This is a genomic window from Zoogloea dura (assembly GCF_012927165.1).
In the GTDB taxonomy this organism is placed as follows: Bacteria; Pseudomonadota; Gammaproteobacteria; order Burkholderiales; family Rhodocyclaceae; genus Zoogloea; species Zoogloea dura.
This window is the reverse complement of record NZ_JABBGA010000023.1, coordinates 62,565-85,597: the sequence shown is the minus strand read 5'-3', so window position 1 is coordinate 85,597 and position 23,033 is coordinate 62,565. Positions and strand designations below refer to the sequence as shown.

The window sequence follows — 23,033 nt, the reverse complement described above, 5'->3', positions numbered from 1 at the left end:
ATTTCGGCGGTGCGGGCGGCGGCGGCGGTCATGATGTCCAGGTTGCCGGCGTACTTGGGCAGGTAGTCGCCCAGGCCTTCGACTTCCAGGAAGACCGACACGCGGTTGCCGTCGAACACCGGGCCGTTCACCAGGCGGTAGCCGGGCACGTATTTCTGCACTTCTTTGATCATGGCGTGGATGGAGGCGGTGATCGCATCGCGCTGCGGTTCGCCCTCGACCAGGCAGTGCACCGTGTCGCGCATGATCAGCGGGGGTTCGGCCGGGTTGATGATGATGATGGCCTTGCCCTTCTTGGCGCCGCCCACCTTCTCGACCGCGCCGGCGGTGGTGCGGGTGAATTCGTCGATGTTCTTGCGCGTGCCCGGGCCGGCCGACTTGCTCGACACGGTGGCGATGATCTCGCCGTATTCCACCGGCTGCACGCGGCTGATTGCGGCGACCATCGGGATCGTCGCCTGGCCACCACAGGTGACCATGTTCACGTTCATCTCCTTGAAGAGGCCCCCACGTGCGCCGCTTTGCGACGCACTGCCCCCCGAGGGGGCGCGGCCATCTTGGGAGCGGCCCGGCGATGGCCGGTCGCCCACGTGCCCGGCCAGGTTCACCGGCGGCACGCAGTAGGGGCCGATGGCGGCGGGGGTCAGGTCGATCATCAGCACGCCCAGTTCATTGAGCTTGCGGCTGTTCTCGGCGTGCACGTAGGCACTGGTGGCGTCGAAGGCGATCTGCACGCCGTCGGCCTTGATGTGCGGCAGCAGCCCGTCCACGCCTTCGGCGGTGGTCTTGAGGCCCATCTCGCGAGCCCGCTTGAGGCCGTCCGATTCCGGGTCGATGCCCACCATCCACACCGGCTCCAGCACCGGGCTGCGCTGCAGTTTGGCCAGCAGGTCGGTACCGATGTTGCCGGGGCCGATCAGGGCGCATTTGATCTTTTTTGTCATGGAAGTCCTTTCATGAATGCGGCCGGTGCAGGCTGTGCGACGGGACCCGGAGGGGAGGGGGAGGGGGCGGGTCCCGCCGCGCGGCTGCAAGGGGGAGTGTTCAGGCCACGAAACTGAGCGAGCAGCCGCCCAGGCCCTCGATCTCCATCGTGAAGTGATCGCCGGCGCGGGCCGGGATCAGCGGGGCCAGGGAGCCGGAGAGGATCAGCTCGCCCTTGCGGAAGGGGATGCCGAGGGGGCCCAGGGTGTTGGCCAGCCAGGCCACGGCTTCCGCCGGATGGCCCTGGACCGCCGCACCGAAGCCGCTGCCGGCGGGCTCCCCGTTGCGGGTCATGTCCATGCGCAGGGTGGCCAGGTCCAGCCCGGCCGGGTCACGCTGGCATTCGCCGATCACGAAGACGCCGCAGGAGGCGTTGTCGGCCACCGTGTCCTGGATGCGGATCTTCCAGTCATGGATGCGCGAATCGACGATCTCGAAGCAGGGCGCGACCCATTCCGTGGCCGCCAGCACCGTTTCGCGGGTCACGCCGGGGCCTTGCAGGTCGGCCTTCAGCATGAAGGCGATCTCACCTTCGGCCCGGGGCTGGATCAGCCCGCTGGCGGCCAGGGAGATACGGGCTCCGTCCGGGTGCCGCATGCGGTCGGTGAGAAAGCCGAAGTCGGGCTGGTGCACGCCCAGCATGTCCTGTACCGGCTTGCTGGTCACGCCGATCTTCTTGCCCACAACCCGTTCGCCAGCGGCCTCCCGAAGGCGCAGCATGTGGAGGGAGATGCGGTAGGCGTCATCGATGCTGATATCCGGATGACGCTCGCTCAGCGGGGGCACCGTGCGGGCATCCTGGAGGGCCGCATACAGCTCGTCGCCGAGGTGGGCGATCAGGGTCTTGTCCATGCTCATTGCGCTTCAGCCCGGCCACACGCTGGATTCGGCACCGCCGTCCACCTCGAGGATCTTGCCGGTGACCCACCCGGATGCCGGGCTGGCCAGGTAGAGGGCCGCGGCGGCGATGTCCTCCGTCTCGCCGAGTCGCTGCAACGGCGTATTGCGGATCATGCCTTCGCGCATGCCGGCGGGCAGGGCGCGGTCCAGGGCGGCGGTGAGGATCGGCCCGGGGGCGATGCCATTGACCCGTACCTGGGGCGCGAAGTCCTGGGCCAGCAGGCGGGTGAGCTGGGTCAGGGCTGCCTTGGCCGCGCCATAGGCGCTGAAGTGGCGCTGGGCGTAGCGGGCGGCGCCCGAGGTGATGTTGATGATGTTTCCGCCGCCCGCCTCGCGCATGGCGGGCACGCACAGCTGGGTCAGGGTGTAGGCGCTGCTCACGTTGAAACGCAGGATCTCGTCGAAGCGCTGGGGCGACAGCTTGAGCGGGTCGTTGGGGCCGGCGCCGCCGGCGTTGTTGACCAGGTGGGTCAGGCGGCCGAATTCGGCGAGGGTGGCCTTCACCGCGGCGGCCAACTGGTCGGGTTCATTCACGTCGCAGGCCACGGCCAGGGCACGCCGGCCGAGGGCGCGCACTTCGCCCGCAACCGCCTCCACATCGGCAAGGGTACGGGCGGCGCAGACCACGTCGGCACCGGCCTCGGCGTAAGTGAGAGCGATGGCCCGGCCGATGCCGCGGCCGGCGCCGGTGACCAGGGCCACCTGGTTGTGGAGGGAGAAGCGGTCGATCAGGGGCATCGGAATATCCTTGCTGTCTATGTCGGAAGACATCGGTTGGGGTCAGGCCATGGTGGCCGGTTCGTTCACCGGGGCCCACAGGTCGGGCAGGCCGGGGTCGGTGCTGGCGATCAGGCGCTTGAGCAGCAGCTTGAGGGCCATCACGTCGCCGGCACCCAGCACGTCGGCGAGGTCCTCCTCCACCGCCTTGGCGTGGGCGATCTGGCGCAGGGAGGCCTCGCGGCCGTCGGCGGTGAGGACGAAGCGCTGCACGCTGCCGTCCTGTTCGCGGGCGATGAAGCGCTGGGCTTCCAGGGCGGCCAGCTGCGGAGGGCTCACCACGAAGCCGGTGTAGCCGATGATGGCGTTGAGTTCGTCGAGGCTCAGGCGGTCGCGCACGCTGAGGGTGGACAGGATGAAGAAGGCCGGCTCGTCCAGGGCATGGCTGGCCAGCAGCTGGCGCAGGGCGAACAGCAGCTGGTAGTGGGCGCGGCCCAGCAGGTAGCCGAGCAGGTCTTCGGTGTAGCTGCATTCCGGCGGCGGCGTGGCGCCCAGGCGGACCTCCTGGCGCGGCTTGCGGGCGGCGATGGCGTATTGCCCGGCCTGGTAGACCAGTGGCGGCAGCTCGCTGCGGTCGTAGGCCAGCACCTCGCCGACGAAGATCACGTGATCGCCGCCGTCGTAGCGGAAGGCGGTGCGGCACTGGAAGCGCGCCGTGCAACCAGGCAGCAGGGGCGCACTGCTGATCCCCGGGTCCAGCGCCAAGCCGGCGAACTTGTCCGTACCCTGGGCGGCGAAGCTGCCCGACAGGGCCTCCTGGGCGGCCGACAGGACATGCACGTTCCAGTGCAGTCCCTCCTCGAAGACCGGCAGGCTCCTGGCCGTCTTGGCCAGGCTCCACAGCACCAGCGGCGGATTGAGGGACACCGAGTTGAAGCTGTTGGCGGTGATGCCCACGGGGGCCCCGTCGGCGCTGCGCGTGGTGATGATGGTGACCCCGGTCGTGAAGGTGCCAAGGGCGGCCCGGAAGGCCTGGGGATCAAAGCTGGCTTGGGTCATGTCATGCCTCGCTGGGGCGGTGGGTCATGACCGGAGTATCGGCAGGGGCCCCGGCCGAGGCATCGTCCCAATGGACTAACGGCGGACTAACGGCGCCGCAGGTGGCGCGGGGTGGTCACCTCATCCAATCGGACGATGGTCGGACCTCGCGCCCTTGCTATGGTGCGGGCCAATCCGACTGCCCGGTCCATGTCATGCTCGACAAGCTCAGCATCGCCCAACGCCTGTGCTTATGGGCCATCCTCGCCACGCTGCTGTTCTTCGCGGCCGTCGGCTTTGGCTGGTATGCCCTGTTCCATGCCCGTGAGACCCTGCGCGTGGTGCATGAGGAGAGGCTGGTCTCCTTGCAGCGTTTCGAGGCCATCGAGCAGCAACTGCAGGCCAGCCGCCGCCTGGTGCTGCTGGCCTTCCAGCTCGACCCCGACAGCGGCTTCGCCTCGGCCCATGTGCGCCCGCTGGCCTTCTACCTGGAGCAGGTCGACGCCGGCAGCCAGCGCATCGAAGCCCTCTGGAAGGCGTCCCTCCAGACCGCCCCGCGCGACCCGGAGGAGGCCCGTCTGCGCGAAGCCTTCACCGCCCGCTACGCCGACTGGGCCAGGGAGCTCGACGAGGTGCTGGCCCCGCTGCGCATCGGCAGCTTCCGCCTCAATAACATGAGCTACTTCGTGCAGACCGGCGAGCCTGCCGGGGAGGCGGCCTCCCGGGCCCTCGCCGAGCTGCACGATCACCAGACGGCGCTGACCGCCGAGGATTACCTGGCCGCCGGCCAACGTTACGATCAGACCGTGATCGCCTATGCCGTGCTGGCCCTGATCGGTGCCCTGGCCGGCACCCTGATGGCGCTGAGCACGCTGCGGCGCATGAAGCTGGCCTTCGGCGTGGCGGCCCGGGTCACCCGCGCCATCGCCGACGGCGACCTGGCCCACCCGGTCCCGCTGCTGGGCCGCGACGAGTTCGGCCGGCTGCTGGTGGATGTGGGCCAGATGCGCGACGGCCTGCACCGCCTGGTCGATGAAATGCGCCACCAGGTGGAGCAACTCGGCACCGAGGCCCGCCAGTTGTCCTCCACCGCCACCCACGCCGCCAGCTACGCGGACGCCCAGGCCGAGGCGGTGCACAGCATGTCGGAGGCGGCGCGGGAGCTCGACCAGTCCATCGACCGGGTGGCCGCCCACGTGGATGCCTCCCTGCACACCAGCCGCGAATCCTTCGGCCGTTCGGAGGAGAGCGAGCGCCACATCCGCAGCATGGCGGACGAGATGGGCGCCGTGGCCAGCGTCGTGGAGCAGACCGCCAGCCACGTGCGCGAGCTGGACAGCCTGTCGGATCAGATCAGCCGGGTAGTCCAGGTGATCCTCGATGTGGCCGATCAGACCAACCTGCTGGCCCTCAATGCCGCCATCGAGGCCGCCCGGGCCGGCGAGCAGGGTCGCGGCTTCGCGGTGGTGGCCGACGAGGTGCGCAAGCTGGCCGAGCGTACCGCCCAGTCCACCGCCGAGATAACCGCCACCATCGGTGACATCCAGCATCGCACCCGCAGTGTGTCCTCGGGCATGCAGGCGGCGGTGGATCGGGTGCGCAACGGCGCCGGCCTGGCTGCCCGCGCCAGCGAATCGGTGGAAGGGATCCGTGCCGGCAGCAGCCAGGTGATCGATGCCGTCAGGAGCATCGGCGAGGTGCTGCAGGAGCAGTCCTCGGCCACCCGCGAGATCGTGCGCCGGGTGCACAGCGTTTCCGAAGGCACCACCGCCCTCAGCGCCAGCGCGGCCCGCAACGCTGAATCCGCCGCCGGCCTAGACCAGCTGGCCAAGACCCTCGACCGGCTGTCAGCGCGCTTCCGGCTCGGTTAGCCGGGGCCGTCCTTTTTCCATCCTTCCCCCATACTTTCCCCAATACCCCACAGAGGTGATCCGGAGACCATGAACACACACGACCACACCCCCGCCCAGCTGGCTTCATGCCTCGCGGCCCAGCAGCAGGCCTTTCGCGCCGCCGGTGCCGTGGACGCGGCGACCCGCCGTCGCCGCATCCAGACCGCCATCGACCTGCTGGTCAAGTACCACAAGCCCCTCGTCGCGGCGATGGACGAGGACTTCGGCGGGCGCCACCCGGGCTTCTCCCTGATGAACGACGTGTTGGGCTCGCTGGCCTCCCTCAAACACGCCCGCGATCACTTCGAGCCGTGGATGGCCGTCGACAAGCGCCAGCCCTTCATGCCCTACGACCAGTTCGGTGCCGAGGCCTGGGTGCAGTACCAGCCCAAGGGCTCGGTGGGCATCATCGGTACCTGGAACGCCCCCCTGTTCACCCTCTTCGCACCGCTGGCCTATGCGCTGGCGGCCGGCAACCGGGCCATCCTGAAGCCTTCCGAGATCGTGCCGCGCACCGCCGCGGTGGTGGCCGAGGCGGTGGCCGACCTGTTCGACCCGCTGGAGGTGGCCGTGGTCACCGGCGGGCCCGACATGGGGGCGGCCTTCTGCGCCCAGCCCTTCGACCACCTGGTGTTCACCGGCAGCACCGAGGTCGGCAAGGCCGTCATGCGCAACGCCGCGGCCAACCTGGTGCCCGTCACCCTGGAGCTGGGCGGCAAGTCGCCGACCCTGATCGGGCGCAGCGCCGACCTGACCACCACCGCCTTCCGCATCGCCGCCGCCAAGGGTGCCAACGCCGGCCAGCTGTGCGTCAATCCGGACGTGGTCTACGTGGCCACCGAGCAGCGCGAGGCCTTCGTGGCGGCCCTCAAGGCGGCCTTCGCCAGCCTCTTTCCCACGGTGGCCGGCAATGTCGACCTGACCGCCGTGGTGAATGATCGCCACCTGGCCCGCATCGAAGCCTGCCTGGCCGATGCCGTTGCGCGCGGCGCCCGGGTCGAGTCCACCCCGGCCGAACTGCCGGCCGGCCGGCGCTGCCCGCTGCGCATCGTCGTCGACCCGCCCGCCGATGCACGCATCCTGCAGGAGGAGATCTTTGGCCCGGCCGTGGTGATCCGCAGCTATGGAGACATCGGCGAGGCCATCGAGGACATCAACAGTCGCCCGCGCCCCCTGGCCTTGTACTACTTCGGAGAAGACGCCGCCGAGCAGCAGCGGGTGCTCGATCACACCCTGTCCGGCGGGGTCACCCTCAACGAGGCGATGTTCCACGCGGCGATGCACGACGCGCCCTTCGGCGGTGTCGGCGCCTCCGGCATGGGCCACTACCACGGGCGCGAAGGCTTCATCGAGTTCAGCCATGTGCGCACCGTGTTCAAGGCCCCCGCCTACGACCCGCGCCGCGAGTGGGGCATGCTCCCGCCTTACGGCGAGCACTTCCTGGCGGCCATGGAAGCGCAGGTAAGCCCATGAGTGCGGTGATCACCGAGGAACAGCAGGCCCTCCGGGACACGGCCGCCGCCTATCTGGCAGGCCACGCCAATGCCCGGGATGGCCGGGATGGGGACATGGCCCTGTGGCAGGGCATCGCCGGGCTGGGCTGGCCGGCGGTGATCGTACCGGAGGCCTGCGGCGGCCTGGGCCTCGGCCTGGCCGAGGCCGCGGTGCTGCTGGAGGAAAGCGGCCGCCAGCTCACCCGCTCGCCCTTGTTCTCCGGCGTGGCCCTGAGCCACCCGCTGCTGCTGCGCTGCGCCACCGAGGTGGCCTGCCAGCGCCTGCTGCCGGCGCTGGCGGAGGGGCGCCTGATCAGTACGGTGATCGCCGGCCCTGGCCTGTCGCCCTTCGTCGACGCCGCAGGGCTGGAGATCCGTGCCCGCTGCGACGGCGCCGGCTGGGTCCTGGACGGCACGGCCGCCCAGGTGCTCGACGGCGACACGGCGGACCTGGCTTTCGTGGTGGCGCGCCTGGAGGAGGGCGGCATGGGCTTGTTCGAACTGCCTGCCGACAGCCAGGGAGTCAGCCGCCGTCCGCTGCCGGCCTGGGACCTGAGCCGTCCCCAGGCCTGCTGGACGCTGGACGGGGTGCGCCTCGCCGCCGAGGCCCGCCTCGATGCGCCCGGCACGGTGGACGCAGGGCTTTCCGCCGCGCTGGCCGTCACCGCCCTGCTGCTGGCCGCCGAGCAGGTGGGCGGCGCGGCCCGCTGCATCGAGCTGACCGTGGCCTACACCCGGGAGCGCCAGCAGTTCGGCCGCCCTGTGGCCAGCTTCCAGGCCGTCAAGCACCGCTGCGCCGAGATGATGGTGAAGCTGGAGGGTGCCCGTTCGGCCCTCGCCGGCGCCCTGGCGGCCTGCCCGGGGCTGGAAGGCGCCCTCGCCCTCGAGGAGGTCGCGGTGGCCCGGGTGCAGGCTGCCGGGGCCTACCGCTTCTGCGCGGCCGAGGCGATCCAGCTGCATGGCGGCGTGGGCTTCACCTGGGAATACGACCCCCAGCTTCATTTCAAGCGCGCCCAGTGGGGCGGCCAGTGGTTCGGCACGCCCGACGCGTGGCGCGATGCCGTGGCCGACGCCCTGTTCGGCCGGAGGGAAGAACATGAGTGAGATTGACGAAAAGACCTTCCGCGCCGAGGTGGCCGACTGGATGGCGCGCCACCTGGTTGGCCGCTTCGAGGTGCTGCGCCACCGCGGCGGCCCGGGGGACGAGACGGCCCACCCGGAGCTGCGCCGGGAGTGGGAGCAGGTGATGGCCTCCGGCGGCTGGATCGGCCTGGGCTGGCCCCGCGCCCATGGCGGGCGCGAACTGCCGGTATCCCTGCAGGTGGCCTTCCACGAGGAATACGCCAGGGCCGGCGGCCCCGGCCGCATGGGCCACATCGGTGAGACCCTGCTCGCCCCGACCCTGATCGACCTCGGCACGCCGGCCCAGCAGCAGCGCTTCCTGCCCGGCATCCGCGAAGGCCGGACTTTCTGGTGCCAGGGCTATTCCGAACCCGGCGCCGGCTCCGACCTGGCCGCCATCCGCAGCCGCTGCTGGCTCGAGAATGGCGAGTGGCACCTGCAGGGCCAGAAGGTGTGGACTTCCCTGGCCCATGATTCCGAGTGGATCTTCGTGATTGCCCGCAGTACGCCGGGCAGCGTCGGCCGCGAAGGCCTGAGCTTCCTGCTGGTGCCGCTGGCCCAGCCCGGCGTGGAGATCCGCCCGATCCGCCAGATGACCGGCGAGGCGGAGTTCAACGAGGTTTTCTTCGATGACGCCCGCACTGCCGCCGACTGCATCGTCGGCGCCCCAGGCGACGGCTGGAAGGTGGCGATGGCCCTGCTCGGCTACGAACGGGGCCTGTCCACCCTCGGTCAGCAGATGCATTTCAGCCACGAGCTCCAGCTGCTGGTGGACGCCGCCCGCGCCGCCGGGGTGGACCACGACCCGGCCCTCCGCCGGCGCATCGCCGAGGCCTGGATCGGCCTGCGCACCCTGCGCGCCAACGCCTTGCGCATCTTCGCCCGGGGTGAGTCGGGCGTGGGCCCGGAGGCCCTGGTGTACAAGTACGCCTGGTCCAACTGGCACCGCAGCCTGGGTGAGCTGGCCATGGACGTGATGGGCACCGCCGGCGACCTGCAGGCCGACAACGACCCCCTGCGGCGCCTGCAGCAGGTGTTCTTCTTCTCCCGCGCCGACACCATCTATGCCGGCACCAATGAGATCCAGCTCAACCTGATCGCCGAGCGTGGCCTCGGCATGCCTAGGGGGTGATGGAGGGTGAAAGAAAGGGGCGCGGTGCTCAAGCACCGTGCCCCGGGGCTTTTCAGCCCGCGGCCGTTCGCCCGGCCATGCGCCCGAAGAAGGTGGAGTCCCCCAGCGACAGCCCGGAGCTGTAGCCCTCGCCCCAGCGGGGCAGGCCGCAGGCGCAGCGGCCGGCGGCGAAGAGGCCGGGGATGGGCTGGCCGTCGCCGTCCAGCACTTCGCCGCCAGGGCGGGTGGCGAGGCCGCCGAGGGTGAAGGCGTGGGCCTCCAGGTCGGCGCTGCAGTAGCTGATGGCGGCGAAGGGCGCCTGGGTGAGCGGGCGCAGCCAGTCGGCGGCCTTGTGGAAGAGCGGGTCGCGACCGGCTTCGGCCTGCTCGTTGAAGGTCTTGACGGTATGCACCAGGCTGCCGGGCGGCAGCCCCAGCTCTTCTTCCACCTCTTCCCAGGTTTCGCCGACGGCGGCGACGGTGACGTCCGGCTTGATCACCGGCCGGCCGAAGATCTCGTTGTCCACCAGCAGCCAGGCCTTGCCCTCCGGCTGGCGCAGCACGTAATGGGCAACCCGGCCGTGATAGGCGTCCTCGTTGATGAAGCGTTCGCCGCGCCCGTTGATGAAGATGCCCTTGACCAGGGAGGCCGGCGGGAAGAAGGGCACCGTGGCGAAGAACTGGTCCATGTGGATGGCTGCGCCGCCCACCGCCATGCCCATGCGGATGCCCGAGCCGTCGTCGTTGCCGCCGGAGACCTCCTTGTTGCAGGCCAGCGCGCCGGGGGTGAAGCGGGCCAGCATGTCCTTGTTGAGGATGAAGCCACCGGCGCACAGGATCACCCCCTTGTGCGCCCGGATGAATTTCTCCGTGCCGTCCATGCGCGCCACCACGCCGACCACCGCGTGCGCCTCATCCAGGACCAGGGTCAGGGCGCGGCTGTCGGTGTGTACCTCGGCCCCCAGCTCGGCAGCGCGGGCGCACAGCTTCTCCATCAGCACCTTGCCGCCGCCCCAGCCCTTGAACTGGGCGGTATGCCCGCGGGGGGCCGGACGCGCCTTGTCGCGGAAGGGCCAGGCCTGCTCGCTGCCGGACCACAGCAGGGTGTCGTCGCTGGTGGGTTCGATCCACTTGCCTGGCAGATAGCTGCCCTTGAAGGGTACGCCCTGGTCCTGCAGCCAGCGAAAGTGGGCTTCGGCGCCCCGGGCATAGGCCTGCACCCGCTCGCTGTCGGCACCTGGCCCGCCGGCCATCATCAGGTAGGTGGCCAGATCCTCGGTGCTGTCCTCGAAGCCGTTGGCACGCTGCACGCTGGTACCGCCGCTGCCGCCCACATACACCTCACCGCCGGACCAGGATGCGCTGCCACCGCCGGCCGACGCCACCTCCAGCACCCGCACCCGGGCACCGGCCTGGCGCGCCTCGATGGCGGCGCAGGCTCCGGCGGCACCGAAGCCGATGACGAGTACATCGGTGTCCAGGTCCCAGTGGGGGACATCCTTGATGAAGCAGGGGCGGGCGGGGCTGAAGCGGTGAGGGTGGGGCATGGGGGTCTCCGGGGATTTAATGGGGTTGGGTTTGTGGGGGGCTTTACTGGGCGGCTTTCCTTTTTTCCGCGTTGGATTGGCCGGGATTTCGCCCCGGCGGGCGACTCACTTCTTTGCTTCGCCAAAGAAGTAAGCAAGAAAGGCGACCCGCCTCCCCGGTCATTCGCTTGCGCGAATGACTGCCCTGCGCTGCTCACGGCAGGCGGCCGGCGCGGAACTCGCCCTTCGGGCTCAGACAGCCGCGCCGGACTACCCCGCCTGCCGTTCCGCTGCTCGGCGGGTCGGAACGGGCTTTTCGCAAACACCGCGCGTTTGCTGAAGCACGGGTTGGCTTTCAGGGGAAAAGCAAACCCCAACGTCCCGCATCCACCGGCCTTTCCGCAGAGGCTCGGTGCCCGGTAAAAGCCCGTTCTGACCCGCCGAGCAGCGCAGCAGCGGGCGGGGCTTTCCGGCGCGGCTGTTTGAGGAGGCGCAGCCGACGAGTTCCGCGCCGGCCGCCCGATGCGAGCAGCGCAGGGGAGTCGTTCGCGCAGCGGACGACCGGGGAAGCCGGGTCGCCTTTCTTTCCCCCTTTCTTTGGCGACGCAAAGAAAGGGGTCGCCCGCCGGGGCGAAATCCCGGCCAATTCAACGCAAAACAACGGAACGCCGCCCAGCAAAGGCACAAACAAACAACAACCATCTCCCCAAATCATCAATCCCCCCCGCCCACCCCGCATCGGCCGATCGGACTAAGCCGGGCCGCGGCCTCATGGCTGGTTCGGGCTAGTCCGCTTTGACGATGGCCGCCACGGATACCCGCGGGAATATCGGGGCCGACATCCATTTCAGCGAGGCCAGTGTGAGCGCACAAGATCAGTCCCAGACCGCCTTCGACGTCATCGTCGTGGGCTCCGGCGCAGGTGCCATGACCGCGGCGGTGACTGCCGCCGACCAGGGCCTGTCAGTGCTGGTGGTGGAGAAGAGCGACAAGTTCGGAGGCACCTCGGCCATCTCCGGCGGAGGGATCTGGATCCCCAACAACCACTATTTCAAGCGCATCGGCGGGCGGGACAGCCACGACCAGGCCCTGACCTATCTGCGTGCCGCCACCGCCGGCCGGGTGGACGAGCGCCGCCTGCTGGCCTACCTGGAGCACGCGCCGAAGATGATCCACTACCTGGAGAAGAAGTCCCGGGTGCGCTACGCGGTGGCCCACAAGTACCCGGACTACTACCAGCACCTGCCTGGCGCCCTGCCGGGGGGGCGCAGCCTGGATCCGGAGCTGTTCGACACCAGCCTGCTCGGCGACGAGCTGAACAACCTGCGCAGTCCCTCTCCTTCCACCCTGCTGATGGGCCGCATTGCGTGGACCGCCCGCGATGCCCACAAGGCCATGGCCAGGGAGCGCGGCTGGCGTTTCAAGATCATGGGCCTGATGCTGCGCTATCAGCTGGACCTGCGCTGGCGCCGCAAGACCCGCATGGACCGCCGTGCCGGCCTGGGCAGCGCCCTCGTATGCGCCCTGCGCCGCTCGCTGATGGACCGCAAGGTGCCCCTGTGGTTGAAGACCGATTTCCAGGAGCTGGTGCTGGAGGGCGGCAGGGAGGGGGGCAAGGTGAGCGGCATCGTGGTGGACCAGGGCGGCGTGCGCCGTACCCTGACGGCCCGCAAGGCGGTGATCTTCGGTGCCGGCGGTTTCGAGCAGAACCAGCAACTGCGGGAGAAGTATCTGCCCGGCCCGACCCGCGCCGGCTGGAGCGCCACGCCACCGGGTTGCAACACCGGCGCGGCGCTGCTCGCCGGCCAGGCGGCCGGGGCGGCCACCGACCTGCTGGAATGGTGCTGGTGGGCGCCGACCATCGCCGTGCCGAAGGAGGAGAAGCCGCGTGGCGTGTTCGCCGAGCGGGCCTTTCCGGGGGCCATCGTGGTCAACGGCCTGGGCCGGCGCTTCGTCAATGAGGCGGCGCCCTACCTGGAGTTCGTGGACAGCATGTACAAGGACAACGCGGCCACCGGCGGCCGTTCCATTCCGGCCTGGGTGATCTTCGATGCCCATTTCCGCTTCAACTACGCCATGGGGCCGCTGATGCCCGGGCAGGTGATGCCCGACAGCCGGTTGCGCAAGGAGTGGCTCGGCAGCGTGTACTGGAAGGCCGACAGCCTGGCCGGGCTCGCCGAACAGATCGGTGTGGATGCCGCCGGCCTGGCCGCCACCGTCGACTCGATGAACGACTACGCCCGGACCGGCATCGACGCGGACTTTGCCCGCGGCGGCAATGCCTTCGACCGCTACTACGGCGATGTGAACGTCAAGCCCAACCCCTGCCTGGCACCCATCGCCAAGGGGCCCTTCTACGCCATGCGCCTGGACGCCGGCGACATCGGCACCAAGGGCGGCCTGCTGACCAATGCCGACGCCCAGGTGATCCGCGCCGACGGCAGCCCGATCCCCGGCCTCTACGCCATCGGCAACACCTCGGCCTCGGTGATGGGCACCGCCTATCCGGGGGCCGGCGGCACCCTGGGCCCGGCCATGACCTTCGGCTACATCGCCGCCCACCACATCGCCCGGGGCGCCTGAGCCCCGGCACCGGAATTCAAGGAGAGAGACACATGGCAGGACGCGTACAAGACAAGGTGGCCCTGGTCACCGGCGGGGCCAGCGGCCTCGGCAAGGCCACCGTGGAAATGCTGGCCCGCGAGGGCGCCCAGGTGGTGATCACCGACATCGCCGAGGAGGCCGGCCAGGCGCTGGCCGACCAGCTCGGCGGCGCGGCGCGTTTCCTACGCCACGATGCGGCCTCCGAGGCCGACTGGCGGCGGGTGATGGGCGAGGTGAAGGAGGCTTACGGCCGCCTCGACATCCTGGTCAACAACGCCGGCATCCTGATCAAGGGCTCCATCGAGGAGGCCAGCCTGGACGACTGGCAGCGCCTGATGCGGGTCAATGCCGACAGCGTCTTTCTGGGCTGCCGGGAGGGCGTGGCGCTGATGAAGGCGGGCGGCGGCGGTGCCATCGTCAACATGTCGTCCATCGCCGGCCTGGCGGGCAAGGATGACTACGCCGCCTACTGCGGCTCGAAGGGCGCCATTGCCGCCCTCAGCCGGGCGGTGGCGGCCCACTGCCGGCGCCAGAAATACCGGATCCGCTGCAACTCGGTGCACCCTGACGGGGTGCTCACCCCGATGAGCGCCGCCGCCTACCCACCGGGGCTCGATCCGGCCCGCTTCACCATCGACGTGGACCCCATGTTCCGCGCCTGTCAGCCGCAGGACGTGGCCGCGGCGGTGCTCTTCCTGGCCTCCGACGAAGCCCGGGCCATCAACGGCCTGGAGCTGCGGGTGGACAGCGGCCAGTTCGTGATGAGTGTCTGAGCATGAACGACGCCACCATCCCCGCCATCGCCAGCACCATCCCGGCCCTGCTGTTCTCCGCCGCCCGCCACCACGGCGAGCGGGCCGCCCTGGAGGAGCCGGGCCGTTGCATCACCTATGCCGAACTGCCGGAGCAGGCCCTGGCGGTGAGCCGGGCCCTGGTCGCCCACGGCATCCAGCCCGGTGACAAGGTGGCCATCTGGGCCCCCAACTGCATCGACTGGGTGCTGGCAGCCCTCGGCATCCACTGCGCCGGGGCGGTGATGGTGCCCATCAACACCCGCATGAAGGGCGGCGAGGCGGCCGACATCCTGGCCCGCAGTCACGCCCGCCTGCTGTTATGCGTCGGCAGCTTTCTGGGTGTCGACTACCCGGCCATGCTGGCCCCCGTGCGCCCGGCCTGTGTAGAGAAGATCGTGGTGCTGGGTGAGTGGCAGGAAGCCTGGCAGGGCGGCCAGCCGTGGGCCGCCTTCCTGGCCGGCGGCGCCGCTGTCAGCCCCGCGGAGGCCCGCGCCCGGGCCGACGCCGTGCGCCCGGATGACATCGCCGACCTGATGTTCACCTCCGGCACCACCGGCAAGCCCAAGGGCGTGATGAGCGCCCACGCGCCGACTCTGCGGGCCTTCGCCGAATACGTGCGGATCATCGGGCTGCAGGCCGGCGACCGCTATCTGGTGGTCAATCCCTTCTTCCACAGCTTTGGCTACAAGGCTGGCTGGATCACCTGCCTGATCGCCGGGGCGACCATCCTGCCCCATCCGGTGTTCGACGCCGAGGCGGTGTTCCAGCGCATCGAGACCGACCGCATCACCGCGCTGCCCGGCCCGCCGACCCTCTACCTGTCGATGCTGGCCCACCCCGGGCTGGCCGACGCGGACCTGTCGTCCCTGCGCATCGCGGTGACCGGCGCCTCGACGATCCCGCCGGTCCTGATCGAGCGGATGCGCCGCGAGCTGGGCATCCGGGTGGTGACCACCGCCTACGGCCTCACCGAATGCGGTGGTCTGGCGACGATCTGTGACCCGGACGACGACGCCGCCACCATCGCCGGCACCAGCGGCAAGGCCATCCCCGGCACCGAGGTGTGCATCCTGGACCCGCAGGGGCGGCCGCTGCCGCCGGGAGAGCCGGGCGAGATCTGCCTGCGCGGCTTTCATGTGATGAAGGGCTATTTCGAGAACCCGGAGGCCACCGCCGAGACCATCGACGGCGACGGCTGGCTGCACACCGGCGACATCGGCACGCTGGATGCGCGGGGCTACCTGCGCATCACCGACCGGCTCAAGGACATGTTCATCGTCGGCGGCTTCAACTGCTACCCGGCCGAGATCGAGGCCGCCCTCACGGCCCACCCGGCCGTCGCCCAGGTGGCGGTGGTGGGGGTGCCCGACGAGCGGATGGGCGAGGTGGGCTGTGCCTGCGTGGTGCGACGCCCGGGCGCCAGCCTGGACGAGGCCGGCCTGATCGCCTGGAGCCGCGAGAACATGGCCAACTACAAGGTGCCGCGCCATGTGCGCTTCTTCGACGCGCTGCCGGTGAATGCCTCCAACAAGGTGGCCAAGAATGAACTGCGGGCCCTGGTGAGCGGGGCGGGCTGAACTGTCCGACCGGGCCCGCCGGGCGCCGCGGAGGCTTGTCCCGGGAGTCCCATCCGGCGGACACTCTCGCCCATGAGGTTTCCGTTCCGCGCGCTTGTCGCCCTGATCATGCTTGGCTTCTTCACGCTCGCCGCGTGGGGTGCTGCGGTGGCCCCGCCGGTGCGGATCGGCGTGCTGGCCTGGCAGGGGTTGGAAGAGGCGGAGATCCGCTGGTCGTCCCTGATGAACCAGCTGGAGGAGCGCCTGGCCGGGCGGCGCATCGAGCTGCGCCATTTCGACCTGGCCGGCATGGCGGCCGCACTGCGGGCCGGCGAGCTGGATTTCGTGGTCACCAACCCGGGGCATTACGTATTTCTCGAGGCGGAGAACGGCGTCAGCCGGATCGCCACCCTGGTGGCCGATGCGTCGACCGATCCGGCCCACGTGGTGGGCTCGGCCGTGGTGGTGCTGGATGAGCGCCGCGACATCACCGCGCTGGCCGACCTCAAGGGGCGGACCCTGGCCGCGGTGTCGGCCGATGCCTTCGGCGGCTACCAGGTGATGTGGGCGGAGCTGCGCCGCCTGGGGCTGGACCCCGAGCGGGGGCAGCCCCGGCCGGTGCTGACCGGCTTTCCCATGTCGAAGGTGGTGGAGGCCGTGCTCAACGGCGATGCGGATGCCGGAGTGCTGCGGGCCTGCCTGCTGGAGCGCCTGGAGCAGGAAGGGGCGCTGCGGCCAGGCCAGCTCCGGGTGTTGTCGCCCCGTGCCGGCATGAGCCCTTGCCGGGTGTCGTCACGCCTCTATCCGGGCTGGGCCTTTGCGGCGGCGCAGCCCACGTCGCCGGCCCTGTCGCGGGACGTGCTGGTGGCCCTGCTGTCCCTTTCGCCGGATGCGGCGGGGCAATCGTGGAGCGTGCCGGCGGACTACCACCCGGTGCATGAGCTGCTGCAGGAGCTGCAGATCGGCCCCTATGCCTTCCTGCGCGAAACCGCCTGGCCTTCACTGTGGGAGCGCTACTGGCCGTGGGTGTGCGGCCTGGTGGTGATGCTGCTGGCCTGGGGGGCTTACACCCTGCACGTGGAACATCTGGTGCAGCGGCGGACGCGGGAGCTGACCCAGGCCATGGAGGCCCGGCAGCGCCTGGAGGCGCAGGTCCACGAAGGGCAGCAGCAGATGGATCATCTGTCCCGCCTGTCCATTCTCGGTGAACTGTCCGGAACCCTGGCCCATGAACTGAACCAGCCCCTGGCCGCCATCGGCAACTACGCCCGCAGCCTGCTGCGCCGGCAGGACAGCGGGCGCCTGGAACCGACGGCCCTGCGTCAGGCGGCGGAGGAGATCGCCAGCGAGTCCGAGCGGGCCGCGGGCGTCCTCGGGGGCATCCGCGCCTTTGCCCGCAAGCGCGACCGTGTGCGGGAGGCCCATGATCCGGCGGCGCTGGTCCGGGAGGCCAGCCGGCTCTTCGCGGGGATGCTTCAGGGAGTCCCCGGGGTGATGTTCCGCCAAGGCGATGAGGTGGCCGGGTTGCAGGTATGGGTGGATCCGCTGCAGGTCCAGCAGGTCCTGCTCAACCTGTTCAAGAATGCCTGGGATGCCCAGCAGGCGGTGGGTTGCGATCTGCCCATCGAGGTCAGCCTGAGCCGGGACGGGGAACGCTGCAGCGTGGCGGTCCGCGACTACGGCCCGGGCCTGCCGCCCGAACTGCAGGCGCGGCTGTTCGAGGCTTTCTTCACGACCAAGCCCGAGGGCCTCGGGCTGGGCCTGTCCATCTGCAAGACCATCATCGAAGCCCATGGTGGCGGGATTGCCGCCGCTGCGGCCGATCCCGGCCCGGGGCTGGCCATCCGTTTCACGCTGCCCCTGGTCGATGGGGCCGCCAGCGTATCCCGAGAGAGTTCATGACTGCCTCCCCTGACATGCCCATGATCCACGTGGTGGACGACGAAGCCCCGTTCCGCCGCTCCCTGCTGTTCCTGCTCGAATCGGTGGGCTGGCAGGCGGCGGGGCACGAATCCGCCGAAGCCTTCCTTGCCGCCGCGCCGGCCTTTCCTGCTGCGGGCGGCTGCATCGTGCTCGACATCCGCATGCCGCGGCTGAGCGGGCTGGAACTGCAGCGGCGCCTGCTGGCTGCCGGATCGATGTTTCCGGTGATCTTCATGACCGGCCACGGGGATGTGGAACTGGCCGTGCAGGCGATGAAGGACGGCGCGCTCGACTTCCTGCAGAAGCCCTTCAAGGACCAGCTCTTTCTCGATGCGGTGGAGCGGGCGGTGCAGGTGAGCGTGGAGCGTCACGCCGCCCAGCGCCGCCAGGACGAAGCGCTGGAGGTCCTGACCCGTCTGTCGGCCCGGGAGCGGGAGGTGGCCCGCCTCCTGGCCCTGGGACTGGCCAACAAGGAGGTCGCGCGCCTGCTCGGCATCAGCGACAACACCGTGCATGTGCATCGCCAGCATGTGATGGACAAGACCGGCACCGGCAGCGCCGCCGACCTGGCCCGGTTGATCCTCCGCGCTGATCCTGAGGGGCTCGACTAGACGGTTTCGGCTATTGCGCTAGCCCGATGTCCGGATGGTCGGACCCCGGGCCTCTCCCTAGACTTGTGCCCAGAACAAGCGGCAGGGAGAACGCCATGCGCAGTACCGACACGGGCCGGCAGAGCCGCCGGCCATTTGCCGGCCTCGTCCTGATGGGCGCGGCCCTTCTTGCGTTGACCAGCGTCCCGACGCAGGCGGCGCCCGCGGACGGGGCGACCGTGGAGCGGGGGCGCTACCTGGCCAAGGCAGGTGATTGCGTGGCCTGTCATACGGCGGAGAAAGGTGGGGACAAGGGCGGGGACAAGGGCGCCGCCATGGCCGGTGGTCGGAGCCTGGAGACGCCCTTTGGCAAGCTCTATTCCACCAACATCACTCCGGACCGGGAGACCGGCATCGGCAAGTACAGCTTTGAGCAGTTCGACCGGGCCATGCGCAAGGGCGTGGCGGCGGACGGCCACAACCTCTACCCGGCGATGCCTTATCCGTCCTACGCCAGGATGACGGCAGAGGACATGCAGGCCCTTTACGCCTACCTGATGCAAGGCCTCGCGCCGGTGAAGCAGGCCAACAAGCCCTCGGAGATGCACTGGCCCTTCAACATGCGCTGGGGCCTGTCCCTGTGGAACTGGGCCTTCCTCGATACGACGCCCTTCAAGCCCGATCCGAAAAAGGACCCGCTGTGGAACCGGGGGGCCTACCTGGTCCAGGGCCTGGGGCATTGCGGTGCCTGCCATACGCCACGGGGGGTGGCCTTCCAGGAGAAGGCCATGGGTGATGCGGGGCCGAAGGGGCGCCACTTCCTGGCCGGCGAGACGGTGGAACACTGGCGGGCCCTGAGCCTGCGCGGCTTGTGGACGGTTGAAGATACGGCGCTCTTCCTGAAGACCGGGCAGAACCGCTATGCCGCCGCCTCGGGCAACATGGCCGAGGTGATCCTGCACAGCACCCAGCACCTCAAGGAGGAGGATCTGGTCGCCATTGCCACCTACCTGAAAGCCCTGCCGCCAGGAGAGAACGAACTCCCGGTACCGGCAGTGCCCCGCAAGGTGGTGGCGGGCGCGCTGCCCGAGAATCTTTACAGCAGCCGTGGCGGCCTGGGCTATGTGCAGTTCTGCGTGGACTGCCACCGCCAGGACGGCAGCGGCGTGCCCAAGGTCTTCCCGCCCCTGGCCGGCAACCCGGCGGTGCTGGCCAGGGACCCGGCCACCCTGTTGCACATCGTCCTGACCGGAGGGCAGACCGTGGCGACCGCGGCCCATCCGCGGGCCTTTGCGATGCCCGGCTTTGCCCGGCTCAAGGATGCCGAGCTGGCCGAGATCATGAGCTTCGTGCGGGCCAGCTGGGGCAATGGCGGGGCCGCGGTGAGTGCGGACCATGTCAAGAAGATGCGCGCCGCCCTGGACCCGAAGGTGGATACGAGCACCTTCGAGACGCCGCGCCTGGCCGACATGCTGGCCAGCCCCAAGGCCCAGCAGCTGGTGCGCGGCATGCGGCTGCATCTGGAGACCAGGGATCTGCTGCCCCAACACGTGGGCAACGCCCTCAACTGCACGAGCTGCCACCTCAACGCCGGTACGGTGGCCGACGGCTCGCCCTTCGTCGGCGTGTCGGCCTTCTTTCCTGGCTATGCGCCCAGGGCAGGGCGGGTGATCACCCTGGAGGACCGCATCAACGGCTGCTTCAAGCGCTCCATGAACGGCAAGCCGCTGCCCCCGGACTCGCCAGACATGAAGGCCATGGTGGCCTACTTCGACTGGATGAAGCGTGAGACCAGGCCGGAAGACAAGGTGCCCGGGCGCGGCGTGGGCAAGATCGACCGCAACATCCAGCCCAATACGGAGAACGGCAGGAAGGTCTATGCCGACCAGTGCGCCGTGTGCCACGGCAAGGACGGGGAGGGCCTGCGCCAGGCCGATGGCCGCTACGTCTATCCGCCACTGTGGGGCGACGCCTCCTTCAACATCGGCGCCGGCATGGCGCGCACCTACACGGCGGCGGCCTTCGTCAAGCGCAACATGCCGATCGGCTTCCACGGCCGCTTCCCCCTTGGCCAGGGGGGGCTGTCGGACCAGGAGGCGGTGGACGTGGCCGAGTACTTCAGCCACCAGCCGCGCCCCGATTTTCCCGAGAAGGTGAAGGACTGGCCGAAGGACAAGAAGCCGGCCGACGCCCGTTACTGAACAACAAGAGATACCCCGGACCGAGGAGTCATCCATGTTTGCATCCCCCGCGAGACACCTGCACCTGTACCTGTCCGCGTCCCTGCTGATGCTGGCGGTGCAGGCCAGGGCTGCCGATGGCGAGGCCATCATCCAGAAAGGTGGCGCCAACCCGGCGGCCATGCCGTGCATGAGCTGCCACGGCGCCGACGGCAAGGGCATGGCGGCGGGCGGCTTTCCGCGCCTCGCCGGCCTGCCCGCGGCTTACATCGCCAAGCAACTGGCCGACTTCAAGGCCGGCCGGCGCGAGAACCCGCTGATGCAGCCCATCGCCCAGGCGCTCGACGATGCGGAGACGGCGGCCGTGGCGATGGCCTATGCGGCCCTGCCCAAGGTCCAGGTCAAGGTCATGGCCGGAGCGCCGGAGCGGCCCAAGGAGGGCAGCGGTGCCTGGCTGGCCCTGCGGGGGGCCTGGGATCGCAACATTCCCGAATGCACCCTCTGCCACGGCCCTGCCGGAGTGGGGGTGGGCGACGCCTTTCCGCCCCTGGCCGGCCAGTCAGCGGAATACATCGAAGCCCAGTTGCGGGCATGGCGCGCTTCGCCGGCCCGGCCGGCGGGCAGGAAGGGCAAGGCGCTCGCCGCCGTTCCGCCCACCCGCCGGAACGACCCCAATGGCTTGATGCAGCACATCGCGGCGGACCTGAGCGAAGCCGAGATCAAGGCGGTTGCCGCCTACTTCGCCGGCCTGGGAGAGAGCACGGAGCCCTTTGATGCCAGCCAGCACCGTCTGCGTTGAGCCACAGCCTGCGCCCTTGACCCCGCCCCCCGTGACCGACCCCGGAGCCGCCACCATGCCCACCACTTTCCGTCGGCTGACCGCCGTACTGCTGCCCCTGCTGGCCGTCCACGCGATGGCGGCCGACAGCACCCGCCTGGACGACCAGACCCAGCTTCCCAAGGCCCCCGCACGCCCGGCGGGCAAGGCCTATTTCCAGCCCCCGGCCGAGGCCGACATTCCCAACAACGCCTATGGGGAGCTGGTGCGCCGCGGGCAGGACCTCTTCATGAACACGAAGGCGCTCGCGCCGGAGTATGTGGGCAACGAGATGAACTGCGTCAATTGCCACATCGACCGGGGCCGCAAGGCCAACTCCGCACCCCTGTGGGCGGCCTATACCATGTATCCGGCCTACCGCAAGAAGAACAACAAGGTGAACACCTTTGTCGAGCGCATGCAGGGCTGCTTCCAGTTCAGCATGAACGGCAAGGCGCCTGCCGCGGACAGCGAGGTCCTGGCGGCCCTCACGGCCTATGCCTACTGGATGTCTGCCGGCGTGCCGATCGGCAAGGTCCAGCCGGGCCGGGGCTTCGACGAGCCGCCCCCGCCCAGGGGCGGTTATGACATCGCCCGCGGCCAGCGGGTGTACGAGAAGCAGTGCGCCCTGTGCCACGGGGATGACGGCGCGGGCAGGAAGGTGGGCGCCACCTCTGTGTTCCCGCCCCTGTGGGGCAAGGATTCCTACAACTGGGGGGCGGGCATGCACCGGATCAACACCGCGGCCGGCTTCATCCAGCACAACATGCCCCTGGGCCGCGGCGAGACCCTGAGCGATCAGGAAGCCTGGGACGTGGCCGCCTACATCAATGCCCACGAGCGCCCCCAGGACCCCCGCCTGGTCAATGGCGACATCGACGAGACCCGCAAGCGCTACCACGCCGACGATGGGGTGAACCTCTACGGCGTGGTGGTGGATGGCCGGAAGCTGGGGCAGGGCGTGAAGTGACCTGCCGCGGGGCGGCGGCCCGCCCGCTTGTGCTCCTTGGGGGGCTTCAGGCGGTGAGCGCCCCGCCATTCAGCGGATGGACCTGGCCGGTGACCCATTCCGCCTCGCGGGAAGCCAGGTAGGCCACCCCGGCCCCCACGTCGGCCGGCGAGCCGGCGCGGGGCACGAAGGCGCTCTTGCAGGCCACGGCGTCCGAGCCCTCCCAGTTGTTCATGGTGCCGAGTGACAGGGCATTCACCGTGATGCCCTTGCGGCCGGTCTCGGCGGCCAGCTGGCGCACGAAGCCCACCACCCCGGCCTTGGAGGCGGCATAGGCGGCGATGCCCATCGGCACGCCGGCCCGCCAGGACTCGGAAGTGATCGCCACGATGCGGCCCCAGCCCTTGTCCAGCATGCCCGGGAGCACCGCATGGCAGCCGTTCATCAGGCCGTACAGGTTGAGTTTCACGAAGCGCTCCCAATCTTCCGGGCGGGACTCCAGGAAGCGCGCATAGCCCATGCCCGAGGTGGGCACGCCGGCGTTGGAGACGTAGATGTCGATGCTGCCGGCGGCATCCTTCACGCCGGCCACCATGGCCTGCACTGCGGCGTAGTCGGTCACGTCGGCCGGTGCGGCGAGGGCCTGCAGGCCCAGGGCGCGGATCTCGGCGGCGGCCGCTTCGGCGCGCTCCGGGTAGAAGTCATTGACCGCCACGGTGGCGCCCTGGCGGGCCAGGGTCTCGGCCACGCCACGGCCCATGCCGCGGCCGGCTCCGGTGACCAGGGCCACACAGCCGTCCAGCCTGAAGAGGGGTTGGGACATTGTTTTTTCCTTGCT

Annotated in this window: 18 protein-coding genes; 12 read left to right on the top strand and 6 right to left on the bottom strand. The window is 69.8% G+C overall.

All coding sequences use genetic code 11. The features are described 5' to 3' along the window. From HHL15_RS20965 to HHL15_RS20950, 4 genes are all read right to left on the bottom strand, one after another. On the bottom strand, positions 1 to 944 hold a 944-nt coding region (locus tag HHL15_RS20965), incomplete at its 3' end, for an acetaldehyde dehydrogenase (acetylating) (RefSeq protein WP_169147763.1). A 100-nt stretch (positions 945 to 1,044) separates the two neighbouring features. Further along, positions 1,045 to 1,836: a fumarylacetoacetate hydrolase family protein gene (locus HHL15_RS20960; RefSeq protein WP_169147762.1), complete on the bottom strand. Its 792-nt coding sequence runs from the start codon at positions 1,834 to 1,836 to the stop codon at positions 1,045 to 1,047. A gap of 12 nt (positions 1,837 to 1,848) precedes the next feature. Then, positions 1,849 to 2,622 (bottom strand): glucose 1-dehydrogenase, encoded by a 774-nt coding sequence (locus tag HHL15_RS20955; RefSeq protein WP_169147761.1) that lies wholly within the window; start codon positions 2,620 to 2,622, stop codon positions 1,849 to 1,851. 42 nt (positions 2,623 to 2,664) lie between these two features. Next, positions 2,665 to 3,660 carry a flavin reductase gene (locus HHL15_RS20950; protein WP_169147760.1) on the bottom strand — a complete coding sequence of 332 codons (996 nt, stop codon included), beginning with the start codon at positions 3,658 to 3,660 and terminating at the stop codon, positions 2,665 to 2,667. A 194-nt stretch (positions 3,661 to 3,854) separates the two neighbouring features. Between HHL15_RS20950 and HHL15_RS20945 the strand changes: the two genes are divergently transcribed. The 4 genes from HHL15_RS20945 to HHL15_RS20930 all read left to right on the top strand — a co-directional run bounded on the left by HHL15_RS20945 (position 3,855) and on the right by HHL15_RS20930 (position 9,278). Beyond that, a complete protein-coding gene (locus HHL15_RS20945; RefSeq protein ID WP_169147759.1) occupies positions 3,855 to 5,510 on the top strand; it encodes a HAMP domain-containing methyl-accepting chemotaxis protein in 1,656 nt (551 codons plus the stop codon). 69 nt (positions 5,511 to 5,579) lie between these two features. Beyond that, positions 5,580 to 7,004, top strand: a complete 1,425-nt coding sequence (locus HHL15_RS20940) for an aldehyde dehydrogenase family protein (protein ID WP_169147758.1) — start codon at positions 5,580 to 5,582, stop codon at positions 7,002 to 7,004. After that, positions 7,001 to 8,128 (top strand): acyl-CoA dehydrogenase family protein, encoded by a 1,128-nt coding sequence (locus HHL15_RS20935; protein ID WP_169147757.1) that lies wholly within the window; start codon positions 7,001 to 7,003, stop codon positions 8,126 to 8,128. The genes HHL15_RS20940 and HHL15_RS20935 overlap by 4 nt, the downstream gene beginning before the upstream one ends. Next, the gene (locus HHL15_RS20930) at positions 8,121 to 9,278 is read left to right on the top strand and encodes an acyl-CoA dehydrogenase family protein (protein WP_206198894.1); all 1,158 of its coding nucleotides are present in this window, start codon (positions 8,121 to 8,123) and stop codon (positions 9,276 to 9,278) included. Before HHL15_RS20935 ends, HHL15_RS20930 begins: the two co-directional genes overlap by 8 nt. Before the next feature lie 52 nt (positions 9,279 to 9,330). On the opposite strand, the gene HHL15_RS20925 is transcribed toward HHL15_RS20930, so the two are convergent. Continuing rightward, positions 9,331 to 10,803, bottom strand: coding sequence for an FAD-dependent oxidoreductase (locus tag HHL15_RS20925; protein WP_206198893.1), 1,473 nt, complete (start codon positions 10,801 to 10,803; stop codon positions 9,331 to 9,333). A gap of 840 nt (positions 10,804 to 11,643) precedes the next feature. Between HHL15_RS20925 and HHL15_RS20920 the strand changes: the two genes are divergently transcribed. The 8 genes from HHL15_RS20920 to HHL15_RS20885 all read left to right on the top strand — a co-directional run bounded on the left by HHL15_RS20920 (position 11,644) and on the right by HHL15_RS20885 (position 22,216). Further along, entirely contained in the window at positions 11,644 to 13,365 is a 1,722-nt protein-coding gene (locus tag HHL15_RS20920) for an FAD-dependent oxidoreductase (RefSeq protein ID WP_328825070.1), read from the top strand. A gap of 32 nt (positions 13,366 to 13,397) precedes the next feature. Continuing rightward, a complete protein-coding gene (locus HHL15_RS20915; RefSeq protein ID WP_169147755.1) occupies positions 13,398 to 14,159 on the top strand; it encodes a glucose 1-dehydrogenase in 762 nt (253 codons plus the stop codon). Positions 14,160 to 14,161: 2 nt separating this feature from the next. Continuing rightward, positions 14,162 to 15,757, top strand: a complete 1,596-nt coding sequence (locus HHL15_RS20910; RefSeq protein ID WP_169147754.1) for a FadD3 family acyl-CoA ligase — start codon at positions 14,162 to 14,164, stop codon at positions 15,755 to 15,757. A 72-nt stretch (positions 15,758 to 15,829) separates the two neighbouring features. After that, positions 15,830 to 17,638, top strand: coding sequence for a sensor histidine kinase (locus HHL15_RS20905; RefSeq protein WP_169147753.1), 1,809 nt, complete (start codon positions 15,830 to 15,832; stop codon positions 17,636 to 17,638). Continuing rightward, positions 17,635 to 18,270: a response regulator transcription factor gene (locus HHL15_RS20900; RefSeq protein WP_169147752.1), complete on the top strand. Its 636-nt coding sequence runs from the start codon at positions 17,635 to 17,637 to the stop codon at positions 18,268 to 18,270. The genes HHL15_RS20905 and HHL15_RS20900 overlap by 4 nt, the downstream gene beginning before the upstream one ends. A 95-nt stretch (positions 18,271 to 18,365) precedes the next feature. Then, positions 18,366 to 20,450, top strand: coding sequence for a c-type cytochrome (locus HHL15_RS20895; RefSeq protein ID WP_206198892.1), 2,085 nt, complete (start codon positions 18,366 to 18,368; stop codon positions 20,448 to 20,450). A 34-nt stretch (positions 20,451 to 20,484) separates the two neighbouring features. Further along, positions 20,485 to 21,228 (top strand): c-type cytochrome, encoded by a 744-nt coding sequence (locus tag HHL15_RS20890; protein ID WP_169147751.1) that lies wholly within the window; start codon positions 20,485 to 20,487, stop codon positions 21,226 to 21,228. A gap of 55 nt (positions 21,229 to 21,283) precedes the next feature. Then, positions 21,284 to 22,216 carry a c-type cytochrome gene (locus tag HHL15_RS20885; protein WP_206198891.1) on the top strand — a complete coding sequence of 311 codons (933 nt, stop codon included), beginning with the start codon at positions 21,284 to 21,286 and terminating at the stop codon, positions 22,214 to 22,216. A 46-nt stretch (positions 22,217 to 22,262) separates the two neighbouring features. On the opposite strand, the gene HHL15_RS20880 is transcribed toward HHL15_RS20885, so the two are convergent. Then, a complete protein-coding gene (locus tag HHL15_RS20880) occupies positions 22,263 to 23,018 on the bottom strand; it encodes an SDR family NAD(P)-dependent oxidoreductase (RefSeq protein ID WP_169147750.1) in 756 nt (251 codons plus the stop codon). Positions 23,019 to 23,033 lie beyond the last annotated feature (15 nt).

Excerpts from the sequence above, each read along its gene's own strand:
- HHL15_RS20925 (WP_206198893.1), bottom strand. The coding sequence starts at position 10,803 with ATGCCCCACCCTCACCGCTTCAGCCCCGCCCGCCCCTGCTTCATCAAG.
- HHL15_RS20940 (WP_169147758.1), top strand. The coding sequence starts at position 5,580 with ATGAACACACACGACCACACCCCCGCCCAGCTGGCTTCATGCCTCGCG.
- HHL15_RS20880 (WP_169147750.1), bottom strand. The coding sequence starts at position 23,018 with ATGTCCCAACCCCTCTTCAGGCTGGACGGCTGTGTGGCCCTGGTCACC.
- HHL15_RS20950 (WP_169147760.1), bottom strand. The coding sequence starts at position 3,660 with ATGACCCAAGCCAGCTTTGATCCCCAGGCCTTCCGGGCCGCCCTTGGC.
- HHL15_RS20910 (WP_169147754.1), top strand. The coding sequence starts at position 14,162 with ATGAACGACGCCACCATCCCCGCCATCGCCAGCACCATCCCGGCCCTG.
- HHL15_RS20885 (WP_206198891.1), top strand. The coding sequence starts at position 21,284 with ATGCCCACCACTTTCCGTCGGCTGACCGCCGTACTGCTGCCCCTGCTG.
- HHL15_RS20905 (WP_169147753.1), top strand. The coding sequence starts at position 15,830 with ATGAGGTTTCCGTTCCGCGCGCTTGTCGCCCTGATCATGCTTGGCTTC.
- HHL15_RS20960 (WP_169147762.1), bottom strand. The coding sequence starts at position 1,836 with ATGGACAAGACCCTGATCGCCCACCTCGGCGACGAGCTGTATGCGGCC.
- HHL15_RS20955 (WP_169147761.1), bottom strand. The coding sequence starts at position 2,622 with ATGCCCCTGATCGACCGCTTCTCCCTCCACAACCAGGTGGCCCTGGTC.
- HHL15_RS20945 (WP_169147759.1), top strand. The coding sequence starts at position 3,855 with ATGCTCGACAAGCTCAGCATCGCCCAACGCCTGTGCTTATGGGCCATC.
- HHL15_RS20900 (WP_169147752.1), top strand. The coding sequence starts at position 17,635 with ATGACTGCCTCCCCTGACATGCCCATGATCCACGTGGTGGACGACGAA.
- HHL15_RS20890 (WP_169147751.1), top strand. The coding sequence starts at position 20,485 with ATGTTTGCATCCCCCGCGAGACACCTGCACCTGTACCTGTCCGCGTCC.
- HHL15_RS20935 (WP_169147757.1), top strand. The coding sequence starts at position 7,001 with ATGAGTGCGGTGATCACCGAGGAACAGCAGGCCCTCCGGGACACGGCC.
- HHL15_RS20895 (WP_206198892.1), top strand. The coding sequence starts at position 18,366 with ATGCGCAGTACCGACACGGGCCGGCAGAGCCGCCGGCCATTTGCCGGC.
- HHL15_RS20930 (WP_206198894.1), top strand. The coding sequence starts at position 8,121 with ATGAGTGAGATTGACGAAAAGACCTTCCGCGCCGAGGTGGCCGACTGG.
- HHL15_RS20915 (WP_169147755.1), top strand. The coding sequence starts at position 13,398 with ATGGCAGGACGCGTACAAGACAAGGTGGCCCTGGTCACCGGCGGGGCC.